Raw genomic sequence first — 17746 nt, 5'->3', positions numbered from 1 at the left:
GGCTATTGTGCCTGTCCACGGTACTCTTTTGGGGTTATCCGCAATAAACATTGCGACTTGCGAGCAATGATTTGCCCAAGTGGGTATGATGGAATCAGCTAGGTCGCGGGGCGTCGCCTGTGTTTGGCGGCGCCCCGTTTTTGTGTTGCAGGGAGGGAAGGCATGAACGCCACGGTTGTGATTCCAACATATTGGGCAGACGACGAGGCCCATGTAAACGCTCCCGGCGTCTATGACCACTCGACGAAGCTCAACGCCACCAATCCCGAGCTCGACCGCTGCCTGGCCTCGCTCGAGCAGGTGCACGACATTCCGAGGATTATCCTTTTGGTGGTCTGCCCCATCTCGGTCACGGCTGATGTGTCGAAGCGCGTCCACGAAATCGTCGACGCGCACCCTTCGCTCAAGGTCACCGTGGTTACCAACACCCAGGCATCGCGTATCGCCGACCGTGTGGCGCAGATTGCTCCCAAGGGCTCGGGCGAGTGCGTGAGTCTGCGCGGATACGGCGCCATTCGCAATATGGGGCTTGCCTGCGCTGCGGTGCTCGGCCACGATGCCGTTGTCTTTTTGGATGACGACGAGACCGTTATCGATGCCGACTTTATGAAGCGCGCGACCTATGCACTGGGCCAGCAGACGCGTCAAGGCCTGCCGATTTTGGTTAAGAGCGGTTACTTTTACGATCGAGACGGATCGCCGTTGGCGCCCACAGACAAGGTGGGCATTTGCCATCGTTGGTGGACCAAACGCATCGAGTTTAATCGCTGGATGAAAAAGGCGCTCTCGGGCACCCGTATTTCGCGTTCAAACTACGTGTGCGGCGGCCTTGTGGCACTTCATGCCCGCGCCTTTACCCGTGTGGCGTTTGACCCGTTTATCACCCGAGGCGAGGACCTAGATTACCTTTTTAACATGCGCATGTTTGGCTACGACGTGTGGTTTGACAACGAGTGGGTCGTTCGTCACCTGCCGCCCGAGTCCGAGAAGCGCTCGCCGCGCTTTATGCAGGATGTGTACCGTTGGTACTACGAGCGTGCCAAGCTGACATTTGCCGCGCACCAGCAGGAGCTCGTTCCCGTCACGGCCGCGTCGCTCATGCCCTATCCGGGCCCGTGGATTTCGCGCGAGCTCGACGACCGCGTGCGCAAGACCGCCATGGTTCGCAGCATGTTTACCCGCGAGCACGAGGGGTACCTGCGCATTTGGCGGCACGGTATTGACGAGGCCAAGACCTACGCGCGTCAAAACGCCGCAAGCTACCTGCGTTTTCAGAGCTTCTGGCCCAAGATCATGGACGGGCTCTGGCGCGACGCACAACTGACCAGCATCCTGGAGGGGACTGAATGATCGACCGCCGCGCCCAGCGCGATAACTCAATATCTATCTTTCGCGTGATCGCCGTTGTCTGCGCCATTTGCGTGCTGGTGTACTTTATTTTTGCCCTGGCGACTGGAATCGAGCCGATCGCGACCGTGGTCGCCTGCGCACTGCTGTGCATCTTTCTGTGCATTTTTATCTATTTGACGCTCAATCCCGATTCGGTGCGTTCGCAGTACACCGAAGAGACACTCTCGGTGGCCTCTGCCATGCTCGAGGACATCAAAGGCGGTCTGACGCAGGAGTCGGCGCGTCTGGTGTGCCAGCGCATTTTGCCCGAGACGCGTGCCATGACGGTTGCCATCACCGACGAGAGCAACGTGCTGGCCTGCGCGGGCGAGTTTGAGGAAAAGCTGCTGCCCGATTCGCCCATCCACACACTTGCCACGCGCTACGTCATCGAGCACGGTATCGTCCAGTCGTTCAACCGTGTGGTGGACGTGGTGGGCTCGGATGGCTCGCACAACCATGTTCCTGCCGGTATCATCGCTCCTATCAAGGTGGGCGACCGCACCGTCGGCACGCTCAAGTTCTACTACAAGACCCCGCGTGCCGTCGACCGCACTCAGTACGCGCTTGCCTCGGGTTTTGCCGAGATCCTGTCCACGCAGCTCGCCATCCACGAGCTCGAGGTGCAAAAGGAGCTCACGGCCCGTGCCGAGGTGCGTGCCCTGCAGGCACAGATCAACCCGCATTTTCTGTTCAACACGCTCAACACCATCGCGTCGTTTACGCGTACCGATCCGCTGCGCGCCCGCGAGCTGCTGCGCGAGTTCTCCTCGTTCTATCGCGCCACGCTCGACAATTCGGGCTCGCTCATTCCCGTGTCGCGCGAGGTCGCGCAGACCAAGCGCTACCTGACGTTTGAGAAGGCGCGCTTTGGCGAGGATCGCGTGCTGGCGACCTTCGACGTGTCCGAGGACGTCGAGGACACGCTGGTGCCGGCATTTGTAATCCAGCCAATCGTCGAGAATGCCGTGCGCCATGGTATGGGCGACGACGATGCACTGAGGATCGACGTGTCGGTCCACAGGGATGGCGAAGATGCGATTTTGATTGTGGTCGCCGATAACGGCGTGGGCATGGACGAAGGCACCGCTGCCAGACTGTTTGACGAACGCTCCGCCCGTCCCGACGCCAGCTCCCCGCAGGGCGGCGGCGCCGGTGTGGCCATGCACAATATTTCGGAGCGCATCCATCGCTTTTATGGACCGCACTCTTATACACGCGTCGAATCGGCTCCGGGCAAGGGCGCTAAAGTGCTCCTGCATCTCGATTTGTCGGAGAGCATCTTCGACATTCAAGAGTAGAATGATAGGTTACGGGTTTAACGCTAGTTGGCGGATGCCCGACGTAGTTAGTTGACGAAAGGTTTTATCCCTATGCTGCGTGCGATGATTGTGGATGATGAGGCCCCGGCCCGTTCGGAACTTCGCTTCTTGCTCGAGCAGACGGGCAAGATCGGCACGATCACAGAAGCGTCGAGCGTTCGCTCCGCTATCGAGATGCTTATGGAGAGCCGCGTCGATGTTGTGTTCCTCGATATCTCGATGCCTGGCGCTTCGGGTCTGCAACTTGCCGAGGCACTGCATAAGCTCAAGAATCCGCCGGCGATCGTATTCGTAACCGCGTACAGCGATCATGCGGTCGAGGCGTTTGATGTGGATGCCGTCGACTATCTGATGAAGCCGGTCGAGGAGGCTCGCCTGGATCGAGCGATCGATAAGGTTATGCAACGCGCCAAGCCTGTCACGGACAGCAAGGTGACCATCGAGCGCATCCCGGTGGAAAAGGGCGGCCGCAAGGTCCTCATCCCCGTGGACGACATTCGCTTTATTATGGCCAAGGACGATTACTCCTGTATTTATACGGTCGATGACCGCTTTTTGTCCACGACCTCGCTGGCACAGTTCGAGGCCAAGCTCTGCGACTTTGGCTTCTTCCGCGTTCACCGCCGCTATATCGTCAACTTGGCGTGTGTCACCGACGTCGAGACGGTTCCCTCGGGCGCTATCCAGCTGGGCATTACGGGCGTCGACGAACGCGTACCGGTTTCGCGCCGTCGCGTCGTACCGCTCAAAAAGGCCCTGAGCCTCTAGTACACCGGCCCCGCAGCCCTGTAGACCAAAATCGTCTGCGGAGCCGTGGGGCTTTTTGCATGAATGCACCAAATCTTTTTGCGGAAGGGATCCCATGAACAGTGCAAGCGCCAAGCGTATCGACATTATCTCGGACACCCACGGCTATCTTTCGCCTGCGCTCTTGGACGAGCTTAAGGGTGCGGATCTGATTATCCACGCCGGTGACCTTACGTCGGAGATGGATTACGAGCACCTGCGCACCATCGCCCCCGTGCGAGCGGTGCTGGGCAATAACGATTACTACCGCGACTACGGCCCCGATGTGGACCGCTTGGCACTCTTTACCTACGAAGGCCTCAAGTTTGCCGTAGCCCACTACCGTGAAGACCTCCCGGTGGGATCTGTAGACGTAGCCATCAACGGCCACACCCACGTAACCAAAGAAGCCCAAGTGGGCCGCTGCTTGGTCCTCAACCCAGGCAGCGCCAGCTATCCAAGAGGCACCCGAGGCCCCACCATGGCCAGAATGCTCGTCAAGGGCGGCAAGATTCTGAGCATCAAATTTATTGACCTAGAGTAGGTGCAACAAAAACGGGGGATGCAGATCGCATCTCCCGTTTTTCTTTGAGCCAAAGGCCGAAGTTCAACAACAATCTTAGACAACCTCGCCGAGGAGAACGGGGACCTCGAGCCGCGGAAGCGGCGAGGAACAAAGTCTTTGAAGCAAGTGACGGCAGGGAGGGTCTCCGGGGCCGGCTGGCGCGGGTTGAGTTTGTCGCGAGTTCCGCACGCAAAGGAAAGCACTTAATGTGCTTTCCGTCTTGCGCAGGACTGTAGAGCAGCAAACTCAACCCGCGCCAGCCGGCCCCGGAGACCCTCCCGGAGGGACCGAAAAACTTTTTCAAAAAAGTTGTTGCGCGGCGGACAGACTTCTGTGTATACTAATCCCCGCAGCGCACGCGAGCGGAAACAAACGCGAACGACTGCCTGGGGAGTTAGCTCAGTTTGGTTAGAGCGCCGGCCTGTCACGTCGGAGGTCGCGGGTTCGAGCCCCGTACTTCCCGCCAACGCAATTAAAGCCACGTCTTCGGACGTGGCTTTTTGCGTTTAATAGGCCCTCGATCTTATATGCCTCTTTATCCAAATCACCGCATTCGCAACGAGCGAGCCGGCCTCTACTGATATATGTGTTCAAACAGGGGGTTTGTTGCGCAACATCTGTTCAATGAAGCAGGGGGTTCGGTTATACTAAATTGCACTTTAGGCCGTACCTGATTCAGCTAGTCTTCAAGTGCGGCATTCAGTGAACACCCATTTTATAATTTGGTTGTTCAGGCGGTCATTTGGCGTCTCGACACAAGCTCGGCCCCGGAGCTCGTTCGAGCTGTTCGTATTCCTTGAAAGGGGAAACATGGACATATCGAGGAAGACTGATTATGCCCTTCGCATGCTTGCGATGCTTGCCGAGGAGCCGGAGCGGTTGCTTTCTGTTCGCACTGCTGCCGAAGAGGTCAATGTTCCGTATTCGTTTGCCCGTTCGATTCAGCACGGCTTGGTTCAGGCCGGCATTGTGGAGAGCCTGCGTGGTGTTCATGGCGGCATGCGCCTTAAGGTGAGCCCCGACGATGTCACGATCCGTCAGGTCGTAGAGGCCGTTCAGGGCCCCATGGTTATGAACGATTGCACCGCGCCCGATGGCGACTGTGCGCGCATGGGCACGTGCTGCTATCATCCCCTGTGGGCCGGAGCCCAGGCGCTGATGCGCGACTATCTCGATTCCGTTTCGCTCGGCGATATCGTCGCCCATCGCCAGTTTCCGGCTGTCGATCCCAAGTTCGCCGACCGCGATGCGTTTCCCGAGTACGCCGCCTGCGCGTATGCTTGCCGGGAGGAATAGCGCCGCATAAGGAGCATTGTCATGATTCAGGACCCCTTTCGTTCGATGATTCGTTCGGAAGGGGTCCTGCGTTATCGCGACCTTCCGTGGCGCCGCACGCGCGACCCGTATATCATCTGGCTTTCCGAGGTCATGCTGCAGCAGACGCAGGTGCCGCGCGTGGAGACGCGCATGCCGGCGTGGCTCGATCGCTTTCCGACTGTCCGGGCGCTTGCTCAGGCCGCCCCTTCCGATGTCTTGGATGCGTGGCAGGGGATGGGCTACAATCGCCGCGCCCTGGCGCTTCACAGGGCTGCACAGTGCGTTGTGGAGGACTGGGATGGGGAGTTTCCGCGTGAGATGCACGATCTGGTCGCGTTGCCCGGCATTGGCCCGGCAACGGCGCAGGGCATCCGTTCGTTTGCATTCGATCTTCCGGGCGTGTATCTGGAGACCAACGTGCGCACGGTCTTTTTGCATCATTTCTTTCCCGATGTGCCGGCCGTTCCCGATCGCGAGCTGGTGCCGCTGATTCAAGCTGCCTGTCCGGCGGCCCCCGGTGCGGCGGCGGATGAGATTGCGCCCTTTGCCGCGCCTCAAGACGATGCCGACACGCCGCGCGCGTGGTATTACGCGTTGCTGGATTACGGCGCGTATCTTAAAAAGACGCTGCCCAATCCGTCCAGGCGGTCGGCGAGCTATAGTCGTCAGTCCAATTTTGAAGGCTCGCGTCGCCAAAAGCGCGCCCACATTGTGCGCATGCTGCTGGCGGCGCGCGATGGGCAGCCGGCAGGTATTACGCTCGATGAAGCTGTTGCAGGCGTTAACGAGATGGAGACGGCAGCCGGCCGAGAGCCGGTCGAGCGCGAGCTGGTCGCAAGCATCCTTGCCGATCTGGAGCGCGAGGGCTTTTGCCGCTCCGAGGGCGATCGTTGGTTGAGCGTGTAGCCCGCTCAAATCTGAAGAACGGGATTGCAGGTTTAAATTCTCGGCTTGAGGGAATCCTAAAGACAGGGCCGCTCAAAGCCTATGGGCGGCACGTGTTGAAGGGAAGTACACCTATGGATTTTGAGAACTCTCAGACCAAGAAGAACCTCGAGACTGCTTTTGCCGGTGAGTCCCAGGCACACGCCAAGTATCGCTACTATGCATCCAAGGCCAAAAAGGACGGCTACGTTCAGATCTCGAATATCTTTGCCGAGACGGCGGGCAACGAGTCCGAGCATGCCAAGCTGTGGTTTAAGTATCTGCACGATGGCGCCGTTCCGGGCACTCTGGACAACCTGCGCGACGCCGCCGCGGGCGAGAACTACGAGTGGACCACGATGTATGACGAGTTTGCCAAGACCGCCGAGGAGGAGGGCTTTGCCGAGATCGCCGAGAAGTTCCGCGGCGTCGCCGCTGTCGAGAAGGCCCACGAAGAGCGCTATAACAAGCTCGTCGAGCGCATTGAATCGGGCGAGGTGTTTGAGCGCGAGGGCGTAAAGGTGTGGAAGTGCCTGAACTGCGGACACCTGCATGTTGGTGCCGAGGCGCCCGAGGTGTGCCCGGTGTGCAACCACCCGAAGGCGTACTTTGAGGAGCAGGTGGTGAACTACTAGCGCGTGGTGCTAGCGTGAGCTGGGCCGGGAGGGCCGGACTACCTTCCCTCCTCGCTCACGGCTTCGCAGGGTCGCGTTGAGGGAAGGTAGTCCGGCCCTCCCGGCCCGCTTCGGGTCGTCGCGTGCTCGTTACTGAAAAGCTGATTAGAAGTTTGTGTGCCGCCCCTTTTGGGGCGGCACTTTTTGTGTGGGGTCCCGGTCTTCACAATTTCCGTCAAGCTTTTGGTTAGGTTTTGGTCGGTTGGCGTAAGGGCGGAAGGGCAAAAGATCATTCGATAAAAAAGCTCAGAGAAAGTGCTGGTAGGGGAGTTGTTGAGCTTTTCGACAGTTTTCTGACTATAGAATCTTTGCGGCTATTGCCGCGGATTTCGTTGCCGCGGTCGCGATGGTGCGGGATGCTGGGCGCAAGCGTCGAATGCTCCGATTGAGGAGGCCAACATGGATCTGTTTCTTGAGACCCCGCGGCAACAAGCCGAGCGCATGTTGCGCCAGCAGCAACGGCTTATGGAGATGCAAATGCAAGGGGCGGCCGTCCAGCCTCCTGCGCAAAACGCCGCGCCTGCGATATCGTCTGCGGGCGAGGTGGACCCAGGAGCCTATTCCGTACAGCAAGATTCATATGCCCAGGAGCTCGCGTTCGATAAACGTCGTGCACGCCGCCGTCGCTGGGCCCAGCGCCTGCGTACGCTGGCGATGATCGTGCTGATCCCGTTGGGACTCGCGGCAATCTTCTTGGCCTCATATGCCCTCACGTGCATTCTCAACGGCGCCTCGCCCAGTGAGGTACTTGAACACTTGGCAGCTCTCGGCCAGCGCCTAAGCGATGTCGTAGCAACCATCCGCGCCGGCTGGGAGAGTTAGCGTTTTAGTACCTGTGGCCCAAAATTCATTTGTCCGATTGCCGCGTGACGCCCGGTGCGTGTGGCGGGGTAAGATTGATCGCGGTTTTGATTGATGATCGATTGAGTTTGTTGGGCGGAGTCTATGTCTGCTATTGATATCGTGCTTGTTGTGATTGCTTTGGTGGCGGTGGGGGTTGCTGTGGCTTGTGCCCTGCAGCTTAAGGGCCTTCGTGCCGAGCTGCAGGAGCGTGGCGATGACGGGGCAGAGATGCTGGCTGCGCTCGAGCAGGCCAACAACGCGCTCGACACCCTCAACGTCGCGTTGGCAGAAACCCGCCGCACGGCAAATGCCATCGCGCAGCAGCAGACGACCGATGCGGCCGTAGAGCAGCAGCGTTACCTGACCATCGCGCGTGAGTTCTCGCAGGCTGGCGACCGTATGGATGACCTGCGCCGCGAGACGGCCCAACAGCTCGGTGCCAACCGCGAGGGCATCGAGCACCGCCTGGACAAGGTGCGCGAGACGGTCGATGCCCAGCTGGGCGCCATCCGCAAGGACAACAACGTGCAGCTCGATCAGATGCGCGCGACGGTGGACGAGAAACTCTCCCGTACGCTCAACGATCGCCTGTCTGCATCGTTTAAGCAGGTGAGCGACCAGCTCGAGGCCGTGTACAAGGGCTTGGGCGACATGCAATCCATTGCCACGGGCGTGGGCGACCTCAAGCGCGTGCTGGGCAACGTCAAGGCGCGTGGCATTTTGGGCGAGGTACAGCTGGGTGCAATCCTGGCGGACATCCTTACGCCCGACCAGTATCTGGAAAACGTCGCCACCAAGCCCAGCGCCTCGGAGCGCGTCGAATTTGCCGTCAAGCTGCCGGTGGACGAGGGCGACCCCGTGCTGCTGCCGATCGACTCCAAGTTCCCGGGCGACGCGTACGAGCATCTGCTCGACGCGCAAGAGTCGGGTGATGCCGAAGCTGTGGCCACCGCGCGCAAGACACTCGATGCTATGGTGAAACGCGAGGCAAAGGACATCTGCGAAAAGTACCTGAGCGTGCCCGCGACCACCAATTTTGGCATTATGTTCATGCCGTTTGAGGGCCTGTACGCCGAGGTCGTCAGCCGCCCCGGGCTTATCGAGACCCTGGGCCGCGACTATCACGTTAACGTTGCCGGCCCCAGCACCATGGCGGCCATCCTCAACAGCCTGCAGATGAGCTACCAGACGTTTAGGCTGCAAAAGCGCACCGACGACGTGCTGCGTGTGCTCTCTGCCGTCAAGGCCGAGCTGCCGCGCTATCAGGCGGCGCTGCGTCGTGCCCAGCAGCAGATCGAGACCGCGGGTAAAACGGTCGAGGGCATCATCACCACGCGCACCAACGTTATGGAGCGCAAGCTCAAGGATATCGACGCGCTGGAAGACGCGCGGGAGGCCGACGAGATTTTGGGCTTGGAGTCCGCAGGCTTGCTCGCAGACCAAAAAGACGAAGACTAGCTGCATCTGACGGCGGGGTGCCTGCACAAGCACGGCGCGGGCGCTTTTCGCATCGTGCTTGCCTGAAGTGCGCTTTAGTGTGCAACAATGGCGTTTCGCCCTATCAGACGCGAAAGGAAGCCCATGTCTCAGAGAAACACCAGTCCGCTCAAACGCTCCACCGTGCGCCGCACGCTACAGCGTTTTTGGGACGTCACGCGCACACAGCCGCTGATCGTCTTTCTCTCGGTGTTCTCGTCGGCGGGCTACATCTTTTTGCTCACGTTTGCCAACACCTACGTGATGGCCCTTATCGTCGACCGCGTCCAGGCCGGCCCCGTGGCGGGCGACCAGGTGTTTGAGGTCTTTGGTCCCTATATTCTGGCGCTCGTGTTCGTTAACCTAGTGGGCCAGATCCTCTCCAAGCTGCAGGACTACACCGTCTACAAGCTCGAGATTGCAGGTAACTATCACTTGGCGCGCTTGTGCTTCGACACACTCTCCAATCAATCCATGACATTCCACACCAGTCGCTTTGGCGGATCGCTTGTGAGCCAGACGAGTCGTTTTATGAGCGGCTACACGGGCCTGGTGGACGTGACGGTGTATTCGCTCATTCCCACCATCACCTCGGTTGTCTGCACGGTGGCGGCGCTCGCCCCGGTGGTACCGACGTTTACCGTGATTTTGGTGGGCATCATGGTCGTCTACATCGCATTTGTCTGGCTTATGTACAAGCGCATCATGCCGCTTTCGGCCGCGACGTCCGCCGCGCAGAACAAGCTGTCGGGCGTGCTGTCCGACGCGGTCACGAACATCCTGGCCGTCAAGACCTGTGGGCGCGAGGACTTTGAGCGCGACCTGTTCGATGCCGCCGACCGCGCCGCGCGCGACGCCGAGACGGTTTCGATGCACGCCATGATGCAGCGCAACTTTACGACCTCGGGCCTTATCGTCGTTACTATGGCCGTGGTGAGCGTGTTCGTCGCGGGCGGCAACGCGTGGTTTGGCATCTCTGCTGGCGCGCTCGTCATGATCTTTACCTATACGTACAACCTCACCATGCGTCTGAACTACGTAAGCTCCATGATGCAGCGCATCAACCGCGCGCTGGGCGATGCGGCCGAGATGACGCGCGTGCTGGACGAGCCGCGTCTGGTGGCAGACGACGAGAACGCTCCCGAGCTTAAAGTGACCGAAGGTGCGATTGATTTTGAGCACTTGAGCTTTGCATACCGTGACGCCGCAGCGGGCGAGAGCGTGTTCGACGACCTGACGCTCCATGTGGCGGCGGGCCAGCGCGTGGGCCTGGTGGGTAAATCGGGCTCGGGCAAGACGACGCTCACCAAGTTGTTGCTGCGCCTGGACGACGTACAGGGCGGCCGCGTGCTCGTGGACGGCCAGGACGTCTCGCGCTGTACGCAGCAGAGTCTGCGCCGCCAGGTTGCCTACGTGCCGCAGGAGGCGTTGCTGTTCCATCGCTCCATTCGCGAGAATATCGCCTACGGACGCCCCGACGCCACCGACGAGCAGATCCGCGAGGCCGCGCGCCTGGCAAATGCGACCGAGTTTATCGACCGCCTACCAAACGGCTTTGACACCATGGTGGGCGAGCGTGGCGTCAAGCTTTCGGGCGGCCAACGTCAGCGCGTGGCCATCGCCCGTGCCATCCTCACCGACGCACCGATCCTGGTGCTCGACGAGGCGACGTCTGCCCTCGACAGCGAGTCCGAGGCGCTGGTGCAGGAGGCGCTCGAGAACCTGATGCGCGGTCGCACCTCCATTGTGGTGGCGCATCGCCTGTCCACCGTGGCGGCGCTCGATCGCATCGTGGTGCTGGCGGACGGCGAGATTGTCGAGGACGGTACGCATGCGCAGCTTGTCGAGGCGGGCGGCGAGTATGCGAGCCTGTGGGGCCGCCAGACCGGCGCATTTTTGGAGGCTTAAGGCCCCCGTACGTGGGACAATCGTTTCCGTGAAGTTATGTTTCTGCCGAGCCGAGGAGTTGTTATGCCACGCGAGACCAATGCCGCCAAACGCGAGCGCGCCGTTGAGGTGTGCGAGCGCCTCAACCGTCGCTATGGCCCGGTCGAGTGTTTTTTGGATCACGAGAATCCCTTTAGGCTGCTCATCGCGGTGCTGCTCTCGGCGCAGACGACCGACGCGCAGGTCAACAAGGTGACGCCGAAGCTGTTTGCCCAGTGGCCCACGCCCGAGGCCATGGCGGGGGCGAGCGTGGCCGATGTGGCCGATACCATTAAGTCGCTCGGCTTTTATAAGAGCAAGGCCAAGCACGCCGTGGAGGCCGCGCAGATGATCGTTGCCGATTACGGTGGCGAGGTGCCGGCCGACATGAAGGAGCTCGTCAAGCTGCCGGGTGTTGGCCGCAAAACGGCGAACATCGTGCTCAACGTGGGGTTTGGCATTGTCGAGGGCATCGCGGTCGATACGCACGTCAACCGCATCGCGCACCGCCTGATGCTGAGCCCCAAGACGCATGCCAAGGAGCCGCTCAAGACCGAGCAAGATCTGCTCAAGATTTTGCCGCACGAGTATTGGGAGTCGGTCAACCACCAGTGGATCACATTTGGCCGCGAGATCTGCGATGCCCGTAAACCTAAGTGCGACGAGTGCCCGCTGGCAGACCTTTGCCCCAGCGTGCGCGTAGCGGGGTAGGGCGGAACACATCTTCGTCTGGCGTTTTTTGCGGGGCTGGGTTTGCCTTTGAGCCGGAGTCCTCTCCATGCGCTACCATGACAGGCAATGAAATTCGCCGCATACCCGCCGAGCTTGCCCCGGCGGGCTTTTGGCGTTGCAATGCCGGAGGAACAGCATGCTCATTCACCGTATAGCCGCGCAGCTCTACACTGCCGAGGCCTTGCAGACCGTCGAGGCCGGACTCGATGCCGGCGAGGACGTGACGCTGGCCGTGTCGCAGTCGGGCCGTACGCTTATGGCGGCCGCCCAGTTTGCGCGCCGTCCGCGACCGACGGTCTACATTGTGAGCGGCGAGGACGCGGCCGATCGCGCCGCGCGCAGCCTTGCCGCCTACGTGGGCTTGGCGCATGTGTGCCGCTTTCCCGAGCGCAAGGACTATCCGTGGCGCGAGCAGGCGCCCGACGACGCCGTGGTGGCGCAGCGCTGCGAGGCTCTGGGGCGCATCGTGCGCGGGGACAACTGCATCATGGTTGCCTCGGCCCGTGCGCTGCTGCGCTGCGTGCCGCCGGTCGAGAGTCGCTATTGGGAGTCCACCACTTTTGCGGTGGGCGAGGAGATTCCTTTTGACGAGGTGCCGCAGCGCCTGGTGGGCATGGGCTACACCAATGCCGGCGCCGCCGACGCGCCCGGTCTGTTCCGCGTGCACGGCGACACCGTCGAGGTGTTCCCCGCACAGGAAAAGGCGCCCGTACGCATCGAGTTCTTTGGCGACGAGATTGACCGCATCCGCCGCATGGTGAGCTCCACGGGCCAAACCATCGGCAACGAGGACAGTATCGAGATCTTCCCCTGCCGTGAGCTGGCGCTTACCGATGAGGCGGTCCACAACATGCACGTGGCGCTCTACCGCGCCAGCCAGGACGATAGCAAGCTGGCGGCGCTGCTCGAGATGGTGGATGCGCGCATCGTCACGCCCGAGCTCGACCGCTTTTTGCCGGTGATGTACGGCCAGACCGTGAGCCCGTTGGCACACGTGAGTGGCAAGGCGCTTGTGGTTTTGTCCGAGCCGCGCTCGCTGTTCGACGACTGCCTGCGTGCCTACGAGGATATCGAGGCCCGTGCCGGCGAGGCGGGGATTGACCGCCTGGACGGTCTGTACGTGCGCGCTCAACAGCTCGATTTTGGTGCCCAGCAGCGCCTGAACTACGTAAGCCTCATTCGTGCCGGCGGCGCGGTGACGGCCGAGCTCAAGATTGAGCAGCCTGCCATCGCAGGCTCGGACAACCGTTTTATGACGCGCATCCAGGAGGTCGTGGGCAAGCGCTATGCCTGCGTGTTTGCCATTCCCGACCGCGGCGCGCGTGAGTCGATGGAGCTCACCTTTGGCGACGAGGGCATTACCTTTGAGGAATCGCTGACCGCGGCGCCCGAAAATGCCGGCGCCATCGGCGAGCGCGTACGCGTGGCAACGGCGGATTCTGCCGATCGCGCTGCCCGCCAGGAAGCCCATGCTGCAATTCGCGAGCGTAAGGCCGACGCACTCAACGCCCGCTCGCTCGAGGCGGGCGCGGCCCAGGCTGCCGCCGGTGCCGCCGTGCCCACCATCTCGCGCGGGCGCGTGACCTTTGTCGATGCCGCCCTGCCGCAGGGCGTGGTGGTGCCCGATGCCAACCTGGCCGTGTTCTCGATCGCCGACCTCAACGCCCGTATGGATGCCAACCGCGCGCGCAGCCGCCGCAAGGTGGACATTACGCAGATCACCTTCCCGTTTAAGCCGGGCGACTACGTGGTGCACGCCACTCACGGCATCGCACTCTTTAGCGAGATTGCGCGTCAGGAAGTGGGCGGCAAAGAGCGCGACTACTTTTTGCTGGAATATGCCGACGGCGACAAGCTCTACGTGCCGCTCGAGCAGGTCGACCGTATCACGCGATACGTTGGCCCCGATGGTGACAAGCCGCGCCTGACCAGGCTCAATACCGCCGACTGGACGCGTGCAACCAATAAGGCGCGCAAGAACGCGAAAAAGCTGGCGTTTGACCTGGTCGATTTGTATACGCGCCGCTCGTCGATTACCGGTATCGCCTGTCCGCCCGATACGCCCGAGCAGATCGAGATGGAGGAGAGCTTTCCCTACGACGAGACGCGCGACCAGTTGGAGGCCATCGCCGACATTAAGGCCGACATGGAGGCGCCCAAGCCCATGGACCGCCTGCTGTGCGGCGATGTGGGCTTTGGCAAGACCGAGGTCGCCCTGCGCGCAGCGTTTAAGTGCGTGGACTCCGGCCGCCAGGTCATGGTGCTCTGCCCCACGACCATTCTGGCCCAGCAGCACTACGAGACGTTCTTTGAGCGTTTTGCCCCGTTTGGCCTTGAAGTCGAGGTACTCAGCCGCTTTCGCACGCCGGCGCAGCAAAAGCGCGCGCTCAAGGCATTTGCCGAGGGCACGATCGATGTGCTCATCGGCACGCATCGTCTGCTTTCGGCCAATGTGAACCCTAAGAACCTAGGCCTGGTGATCATCGACGAGGAGCAGCGCTTTGGCGTGCAGCACAAGGAGCAGCTCAAGAACCTGCGCGAGCAGATTGACGTGCTCACGCTTTCGGCCACGCCTATTCCGCGAACCATGCAGATGGCCACGAGCGGCGTGCGCGACATGAGCCTGATCACGACGCCGCCGACTGGGCGTCGTCCCGTGATCGTGCATGTGGGGGAGTACGACCCCGATGTGGTGAGCGCGGCGATTCGCCTGGAGGTGGGCCGCGGCGGCCAGGTGTACTACGTGTCCAACCGCGTCAAGACCATCGACGACGCCGTGGCGCGCGTGCACGAGGCCGCGCCCGAGGCGCGCGTGGGCGTGGCGCACGGCAAGATGAGCCCGCGCGAGGTCGAGGATGTGATGATTGAGTTCGCGACCAAAAAGATCGACGTGCTCATCGCCACGACCATCGTGGAGAGCGGCATCGACAACGCGACCGCCAACACGCTCATCATCGAGGATTCGCAGCGTCTGGGCCTGGCGCAGCTCTACCAGCTCAAGGGCCGCGTGGGTCGCTCTGCCACGCAGGCCTACGCGTACTTTATGTTCCCGGGCGAGCTGCCGCTCACCGAGGAGGCGACGGCGCGCCTGACCGCACTTTCCGAGTTCCAGGACCTGGGCAGCGGCATGCGCATCGCCATGCGCGACCTGGAGATCCGTGGTGCCGGCTCGCTTATGGGCGCCGAGCAGCACGGTAACCTGTCGAGCGTGGGCTTTGACCTGTTTACGCAGATGCTGGGCCAGGCCGTGGCCGAGGCGCGCGGCGATGACGATGCCGGCGTGGAGGCGGCGAGCGTGGGCATTAACCTGCCGGCCGATTACTTCTTGTCCGAGGAGTACCTGCCGGCGGTGGACCAGCGCGTGCTCGTGTACCGTAAGCTCGCGGCGGCCGAGGACCTGGAGAGTGTCGACGAGGTGCAGGAGGAGACCGAGGCCGCGCATGGTGAGCTGCCGTTGGCGGGACTCAACCTGTTCAACCGCGCGCGCATCCGCATTCGCGGCGAGCGCCTGGGGCTCGAGAGCGTCACGCTCAGCGGCGGTCGCATCACGTTTTTGGGCGTCGACGTGCCCAAGAAGGTGGCCTTTGAGCTTAAGACCCGCTATGGCGCGGTGAACTTCCCCAAGAGCCGCAAGCTGTCAGTGCCCTACAAGGCGGGCGCCGGTGCGGGCAGCGGCCTGGGTCGTGGCCTCGACGCCAACGACGGCACCGGTCCCGTGGCAGCCGCCCTCATGCTGCTGCAGCAGCTGGGCGCTAGTGATGATGACTAACAGGTAGGGGGCGTAGCGGGATAGAGATATTGGTCGTTCTTTGTCCCACCACGTTGCGGGCCGATTCCACCCCATCGAAAGGAAAGCATGTTCGGATACATCTATAAGAAAGATGTCGCCATGATTGCGGTCGTCCTGTGCCTTTGTCTGGGCGTGGGCAGCTTCTTCGATTACCAGATCTCGAGCGCGCTGTTCAACATCGGCAGCATGTACGGTCGCTTTATCGAGGCCGCCGGCGAGCTGCCGTTTGAGCTGACGGCGAGCATCGCGGGCGTTATGCTCGTGCGCGCGGTGCGTCCCGATTCCAGGGGGAGCAAATGGCTCGCCGTGCTCGGCATCCTCGTCAACGTCGGCCTGGCCGGCTACGAGATTATCTCGTCCCTGCAGGTTGGCGGTAAGCTTATCGCAGCTCAGCTGGTACTGACGTTTGTGCTGGTTATCGCTGCCAACTTTGTCGTCTATCGCCTTACGCGCGACACCGACCCCGACGAGCTCACGCGCTGGGCGCTGATGGTGCTTGCCGTGTGGGTCGCTCAGGCCATCATCCTCAACGTCATTGTCAAGCCGCTGTGGTCGCGCCCGCGCATGCGCGTGATCGAGGTCACGCCGGGGCTCAGTTTTCAGCCGTGGTGGGTGATCGGTAACCCCGACAAGTGGGCCTATATCGCCGCCGGCGTGATCAAGGACGGCTTCAAGTCGTTTGCGAGCGGACACACGGCGCATGCGGCGATCGGCCTTATGCTCGCCGGGCTTCCCGCGGCGGCCTTTAAGGAAAAGCCGTCGCGACGCCGCGTGGTCTTTTGGGTCGCGGCGGCCGTCGCGGCGCTCGTCGCCTTTGGCCGTATCGTGATCGGTGCACACTTTTTGACTGACGTGAGTTGCGGCTTTGCCCTGGTGTTGGCACTTGAGTGCCTTGCCGCGCGCATTGCCTATCCTCACGGCGTACAATAGCCCCACTTGAATCATCTGGACGATACCTGGTAAGAGAGGATTGCCATGCTCGCGTTCAACAACGACTATTCCCACGGTGCACATCCGGCGGTGCTGCAAGCGCTCGTCGACACCAATATGGAACCGCAGCCCGGCTACGGCACCGATGCACATACCGAGCGTGCCAAGCAGCTTATCCGCGAGGCCTGTCAGGCTCCCGATGCCGACGTGTTTTTTCTGGTGGGCGGCACGCAGGCCAACGCGACGGTGATCGACATGCTACTTGCGCCCTACGAGGGCGTCGTTGCTGCCGAGACTGGCCACGTCGCCTGTCACGAGGCGGGCGCCATCGAGTTTGGCGGCCACAAGGTGCTCACCATCCCTGGCTACGAGGGCAAGATGCATGCCGAGGACCTCGAGAATTATATCCAGGTGTTCTACGAAAACGAGAGCTACGAGCACACGGTGTTTCCGGGCGCGGTGTACGTGAGCCTGTCGACTGAGTACGGCACGCTGTACTCCAAGGCCGAGCTCGCGGCGATTCACGCGGTGTGCCAGAAGCGCGAGATTCCGCTGTTTGTGGACGGTGCCCGCCTGGCCTATGCGCTGGCAGCCGACGAGTGCGACATCACCCTGCCCGAGCTGGCACAGCTGTGCGACGTGTTCTACATCGGCGGCACCAAGTGCGGCGCTCTGTGCGGCGAGGCCGTGGTGTTTTGCGGCATGCACGCTCCGGCGCATCCCATTCCGCGCATTAAGCAGCACGGTGCGTTGCTGGCCAAGGGTCGCCTGACGGGCGTGCAGTTTGAGGCGCTCTTTACCGATGGCCTGTATTTTGAGATTGGTCGCCAGGCGATCGAAACCGCGCAGGCGCTTCGTCGCGTGCTGCACGAGCGCGGCTACCAGTTCTTCTTGGAGACGCCCACAAACCAGCAGTTTGTGATTTTGCCCAACGAGGACATGGCCCGCATTCGCGAGCACGCCTCGATCGAGTACTGGGAAAAGTACGATGAGACCCACACCGTGGTACGTTTTTGCACCAGCTGGGCCACGACGCAGGAGGACATCGACGCGCTGGCGGCTGTCCTGTAGC

General features: G+C 61.5%; 14 protein-coding genes and 1 tRNA gene. All 15 read left to right on the top strand.

The annotated features are described in order from the left end of the window. Nucleotides 1-162: 162 nt before the first annotated feature. Nucleotides 163-1350, top strand: coding sequence for a glycosyltransferase (locus AAAT03_RS03520; protein ID WP_349102598.1), 1188 nt, complete (start codon nucleotides 163-165; stop codon nucleotides 1348-1350). Then, the gene (locus tag AAAT03_RS03515) at nucleotides 1347-2690 is read left to right on the top strand and encodes a histidine kinase (RefSeq protein WP_343001629.1); all 1344 of its coding nucleotides are present in this window, start codon (nucleotides 1347-1349) and stop codon (nucleotides 2688-2690) included. The genes AAAT03_RS03520 and AAAT03_RS03515 overlap by 4 nt, the downstream gene beginning before the upstream one ends. Nucleotides 2691-2762: 72 nt before the next feature. Beyond that, a complete protein-coding gene (locus AAAT03_RS03510) occupies nucleotides 2763-3479 on the top strand; it encodes a response regulator (RefSeq protein ID WP_118080682.1) in 717 nt (238 codons plus the stop codon). Between the two features lie 94 nt (nucleotides 3480-3573). Then, the gene (locus AAAT03_RS03505; protein ID WP_349102597.1) at nucleotides 3574-4041 is read left to right on the top strand and encodes a YfcE family phosphodiesterase; all 468 of its coding nucleotides are present in this window, start codon (nucleotides 3574-3576) and stop codon (nucleotides 4039-4041) included. Between the two features lie 409 nt (nucleotides 4042-4450). Next, nucleotides 4451-4528 (top strand) — tRNA-Asp (locus tag AAAT03_RS03500). Between the two features lie 344 nt (nucleotides 4529-4872). Then, on the top strand, nucleotides 4873-5358 hold the full coding sequence (locus AAAT03_RS03495; protein ID WP_118080686.1) for an Rrf2 family transcriptional regulator: 486 nt from the start codon (nucleotides 4873-4875) through the stop codon (nucleotides 5356-5358). 21 nt (nucleotides 5359-5379) lie between these two features. After that, on the top strand, nucleotides 5380-6285 hold the full coding sequence (locus AAAT03_RS03490) for an adenine glycosylase (RefSeq protein WP_271743082.1): 906 nt from the start codon (nucleotides 5380-5382) through the stop codon (nucleotides 6283-6285). A gap of 113 nt (nucleotides 6286-6398) precedes the next feature. After that, nucleotides 6399-6938: a rubrerythrin gene (rbr, locus tag AAAT03_RS03485; RefSeq protein ID WP_349102596.1), complete on the top strand. Its 540-nt coding sequence runs from the start codon at nucleotides 6399-6401 to the stop codon at nucleotides 6936-6938. Nucleotides 6939-7376: 438 nt separating this feature from the next. Continuing rightward, the gene (locus tag AAAT03_RS03480) at nucleotides 7377-7799 is read left to right on the top strand and encodes a hypothetical protein (RefSeq protein ID WP_349102595.1); all 423 of its coding nucleotides are present in this window, start codon (nucleotides 7377-7379) and stop codon (nucleotides 7797-7799) included. Between the two features lie 123 nt (nucleotides 7800-7922). Then, nucleotides 7923-9278, top strand: coding sequence for a DNA recombination protein RmuC (gene rmuC, locus AAAT03_RS03475; protein ID WP_349102594.1), 1356 nt, complete (start codon nucleotides 7923-7925; stop codon nucleotides 9276-9278). 123 nt (nucleotides 9279-9401) lie between these two features. After that, complete coding sequence (locus AAAT03_RS03470) at nucleotides 9402-11204, top strand: ABC transporter ATP-binding protein (protein WP_271743086.1); 1803 nt, start codon at nucleotides 9402-9404, stop codon at nucleotides 11202-11204. A 63-nt stretch (nucleotides 11205-11267) separates the two neighbouring features. Continuing rightward, the gene (gene nth, locus AAAT03_RS03465; protein ID WP_271743087.1) at nucleotides 11268-11933 is read left to right on the top strand and encodes an endonuclease III; all 666 of its coding nucleotides are present in this window, start codon (nucleotides 11268-11270) and stop codon (nucleotides 11931-11933) included. Nucleotides 11934-12090: 157 nt separating this feature from the next. After that, the gene (mfd, locus tag AAAT03_RS03460) at nucleotides 12091-15723 is read left to right on the top strand and encodes a transcription-repair coupling factor (RefSeq protein WP_349102593.1); all 3633 of its coding nucleotides are present in this window, start codon (nucleotides 12091-12093) and stop codon (nucleotides 15721-15723) included. An 87-nt stretch (nucleotides 15724-15810) separates the two neighbouring features. After that, a complete protein-coding gene (locus AAAT03_RS03455; RefSeq protein WP_271743089.1) occupies nucleotides 15811-16674 on the top strand; it encodes a phosphatase PAP2 family protein in 864 nt (287 codons plus the stop codon). Nucleotides 16675-16719: 45 nt separating this feature from the next. Continuing rightward, nucleotides 16720-17745 (top strand): aminotransferase class V-fold PLP-dependent enzyme, encoded by a 1026-nt coding sequence (locus AAAT03_RS03450; RefSeq protein WP_118271027.1) that lies wholly within the window; start codon nucleotides 16720-16722, stop codon nucleotides 17743-17745. Nucleotide 17746: the final 1 nt, after the last annotated feature.

The sequence above is a fragment of the Collinsella sp. CLA-AA-H167 genome (genome assembly GCF_040095305.1).
Classification (GTDB): Bacteria; Actinomycetota; Coriobacteriia; order Coriobacteriales; family Coriobacteriaceae; genus Collinsella.
This window is presented reverse-complemented; position numbering and strand designations above follow the sequence as displayed.

Excerpts from the sequence above, each read along its gene's own strand:
- AAAT03_RS03520 (WP_349102598.1), top strand. The coding sequence starts at position 163 with ATGAACGCCACGGTTGTGATTCCAACATATTGGGCAGACGACGAGGCC.
- AAAT03_RS03515 (WP_343001629.1), top strand. The coding sequence starts at position 1,347 with ATGATCGACCGCCGCGCCCAGCGCGATAACTCAATATCTATCTTTCGC.
- AAAT03_RS03510 (WP_118080682.1), top strand. The coding sequence starts at position 2,763 with ATGCTGCGTGCGATGATTGTGGATGATGAGGCCCCGGCCCGTTCGGAA.
- AAAT03_RS03505 (WP_349102597.1), top strand. The coding sequence starts at position 3,574 with ATGAACAGTGCAAGCGCCAAGCGTATCGACATTATCTCGGACACCCAC.
- AAAT03_RS03495 (WP_118080686.1), top strand. The coding sequence starts at position 4,873 with ATGGACATATCGAGGAAGACTGATTATGCCCTTCGCATGCTTGCGATG.
- AAAT03_RS03490 (WP_271743082.1), top strand. The coding sequence starts at position 5,380 with ATGATTCAGGACCCCTTTCGTTCGATGATTCGTTCGGAAGGGGTCCTG.
- rbr (WP_349102596.1), top strand. The coding sequence starts at position 6,399 with ATGGATTTTGAGAACTCTCAGACCAAGAAGAACCTCGAGACTGCTTTT.
- AAAT03_RS03480 (WP_349102595.1), top strand. The coding sequence starts at position 7,377 with ATGGATCTGTTTCTTGAGACCCCGCGGCAACAAGCCGAGCGCATGTTG.
- rmuC (WP_349102594.1), top strand. The coding sequence starts at position 7,923 with ATGTCTGCTATTGATATCGTGCTTGTTGTGATTGCTTTGGTGGCGGTG.
- AAAT03_RS03470 (WP_271743086.1), top strand. The coding sequence starts at position 9,402 with ATGTCTCAGAGAAACACCAGTCCGCTCAAACGCTCCACCGTGCGCCGC.
- nth (WP_271743087.1), top strand. The coding sequence starts at position 11,268 with ATGCCACGCGAGACCAATGCCGCCAAACGCGAGCGCGCCGTTGAGGTG.
- mfd (WP_349102593.1), top strand. The coding sequence starts at position 12,091 with ATGCTCATTCACCGTATAGCCGCGCAGCTCTACACTGCCGAGGCCTTG.
- AAAT03_RS03455 (WP_271743089.1), top strand. The coding sequence starts at position 15,811 with ATGTTCGGATACATCTATAAGAAAGATGTCGCCATGATTGCGGTCGTC.
- AAAT03_RS03450 (WP_118271027.1), top strand. The coding sequence starts at position 16,720 with ATGCTCGCGTTCAACAACGACTATTCCCACGGTGCACATCCGGCGGTG.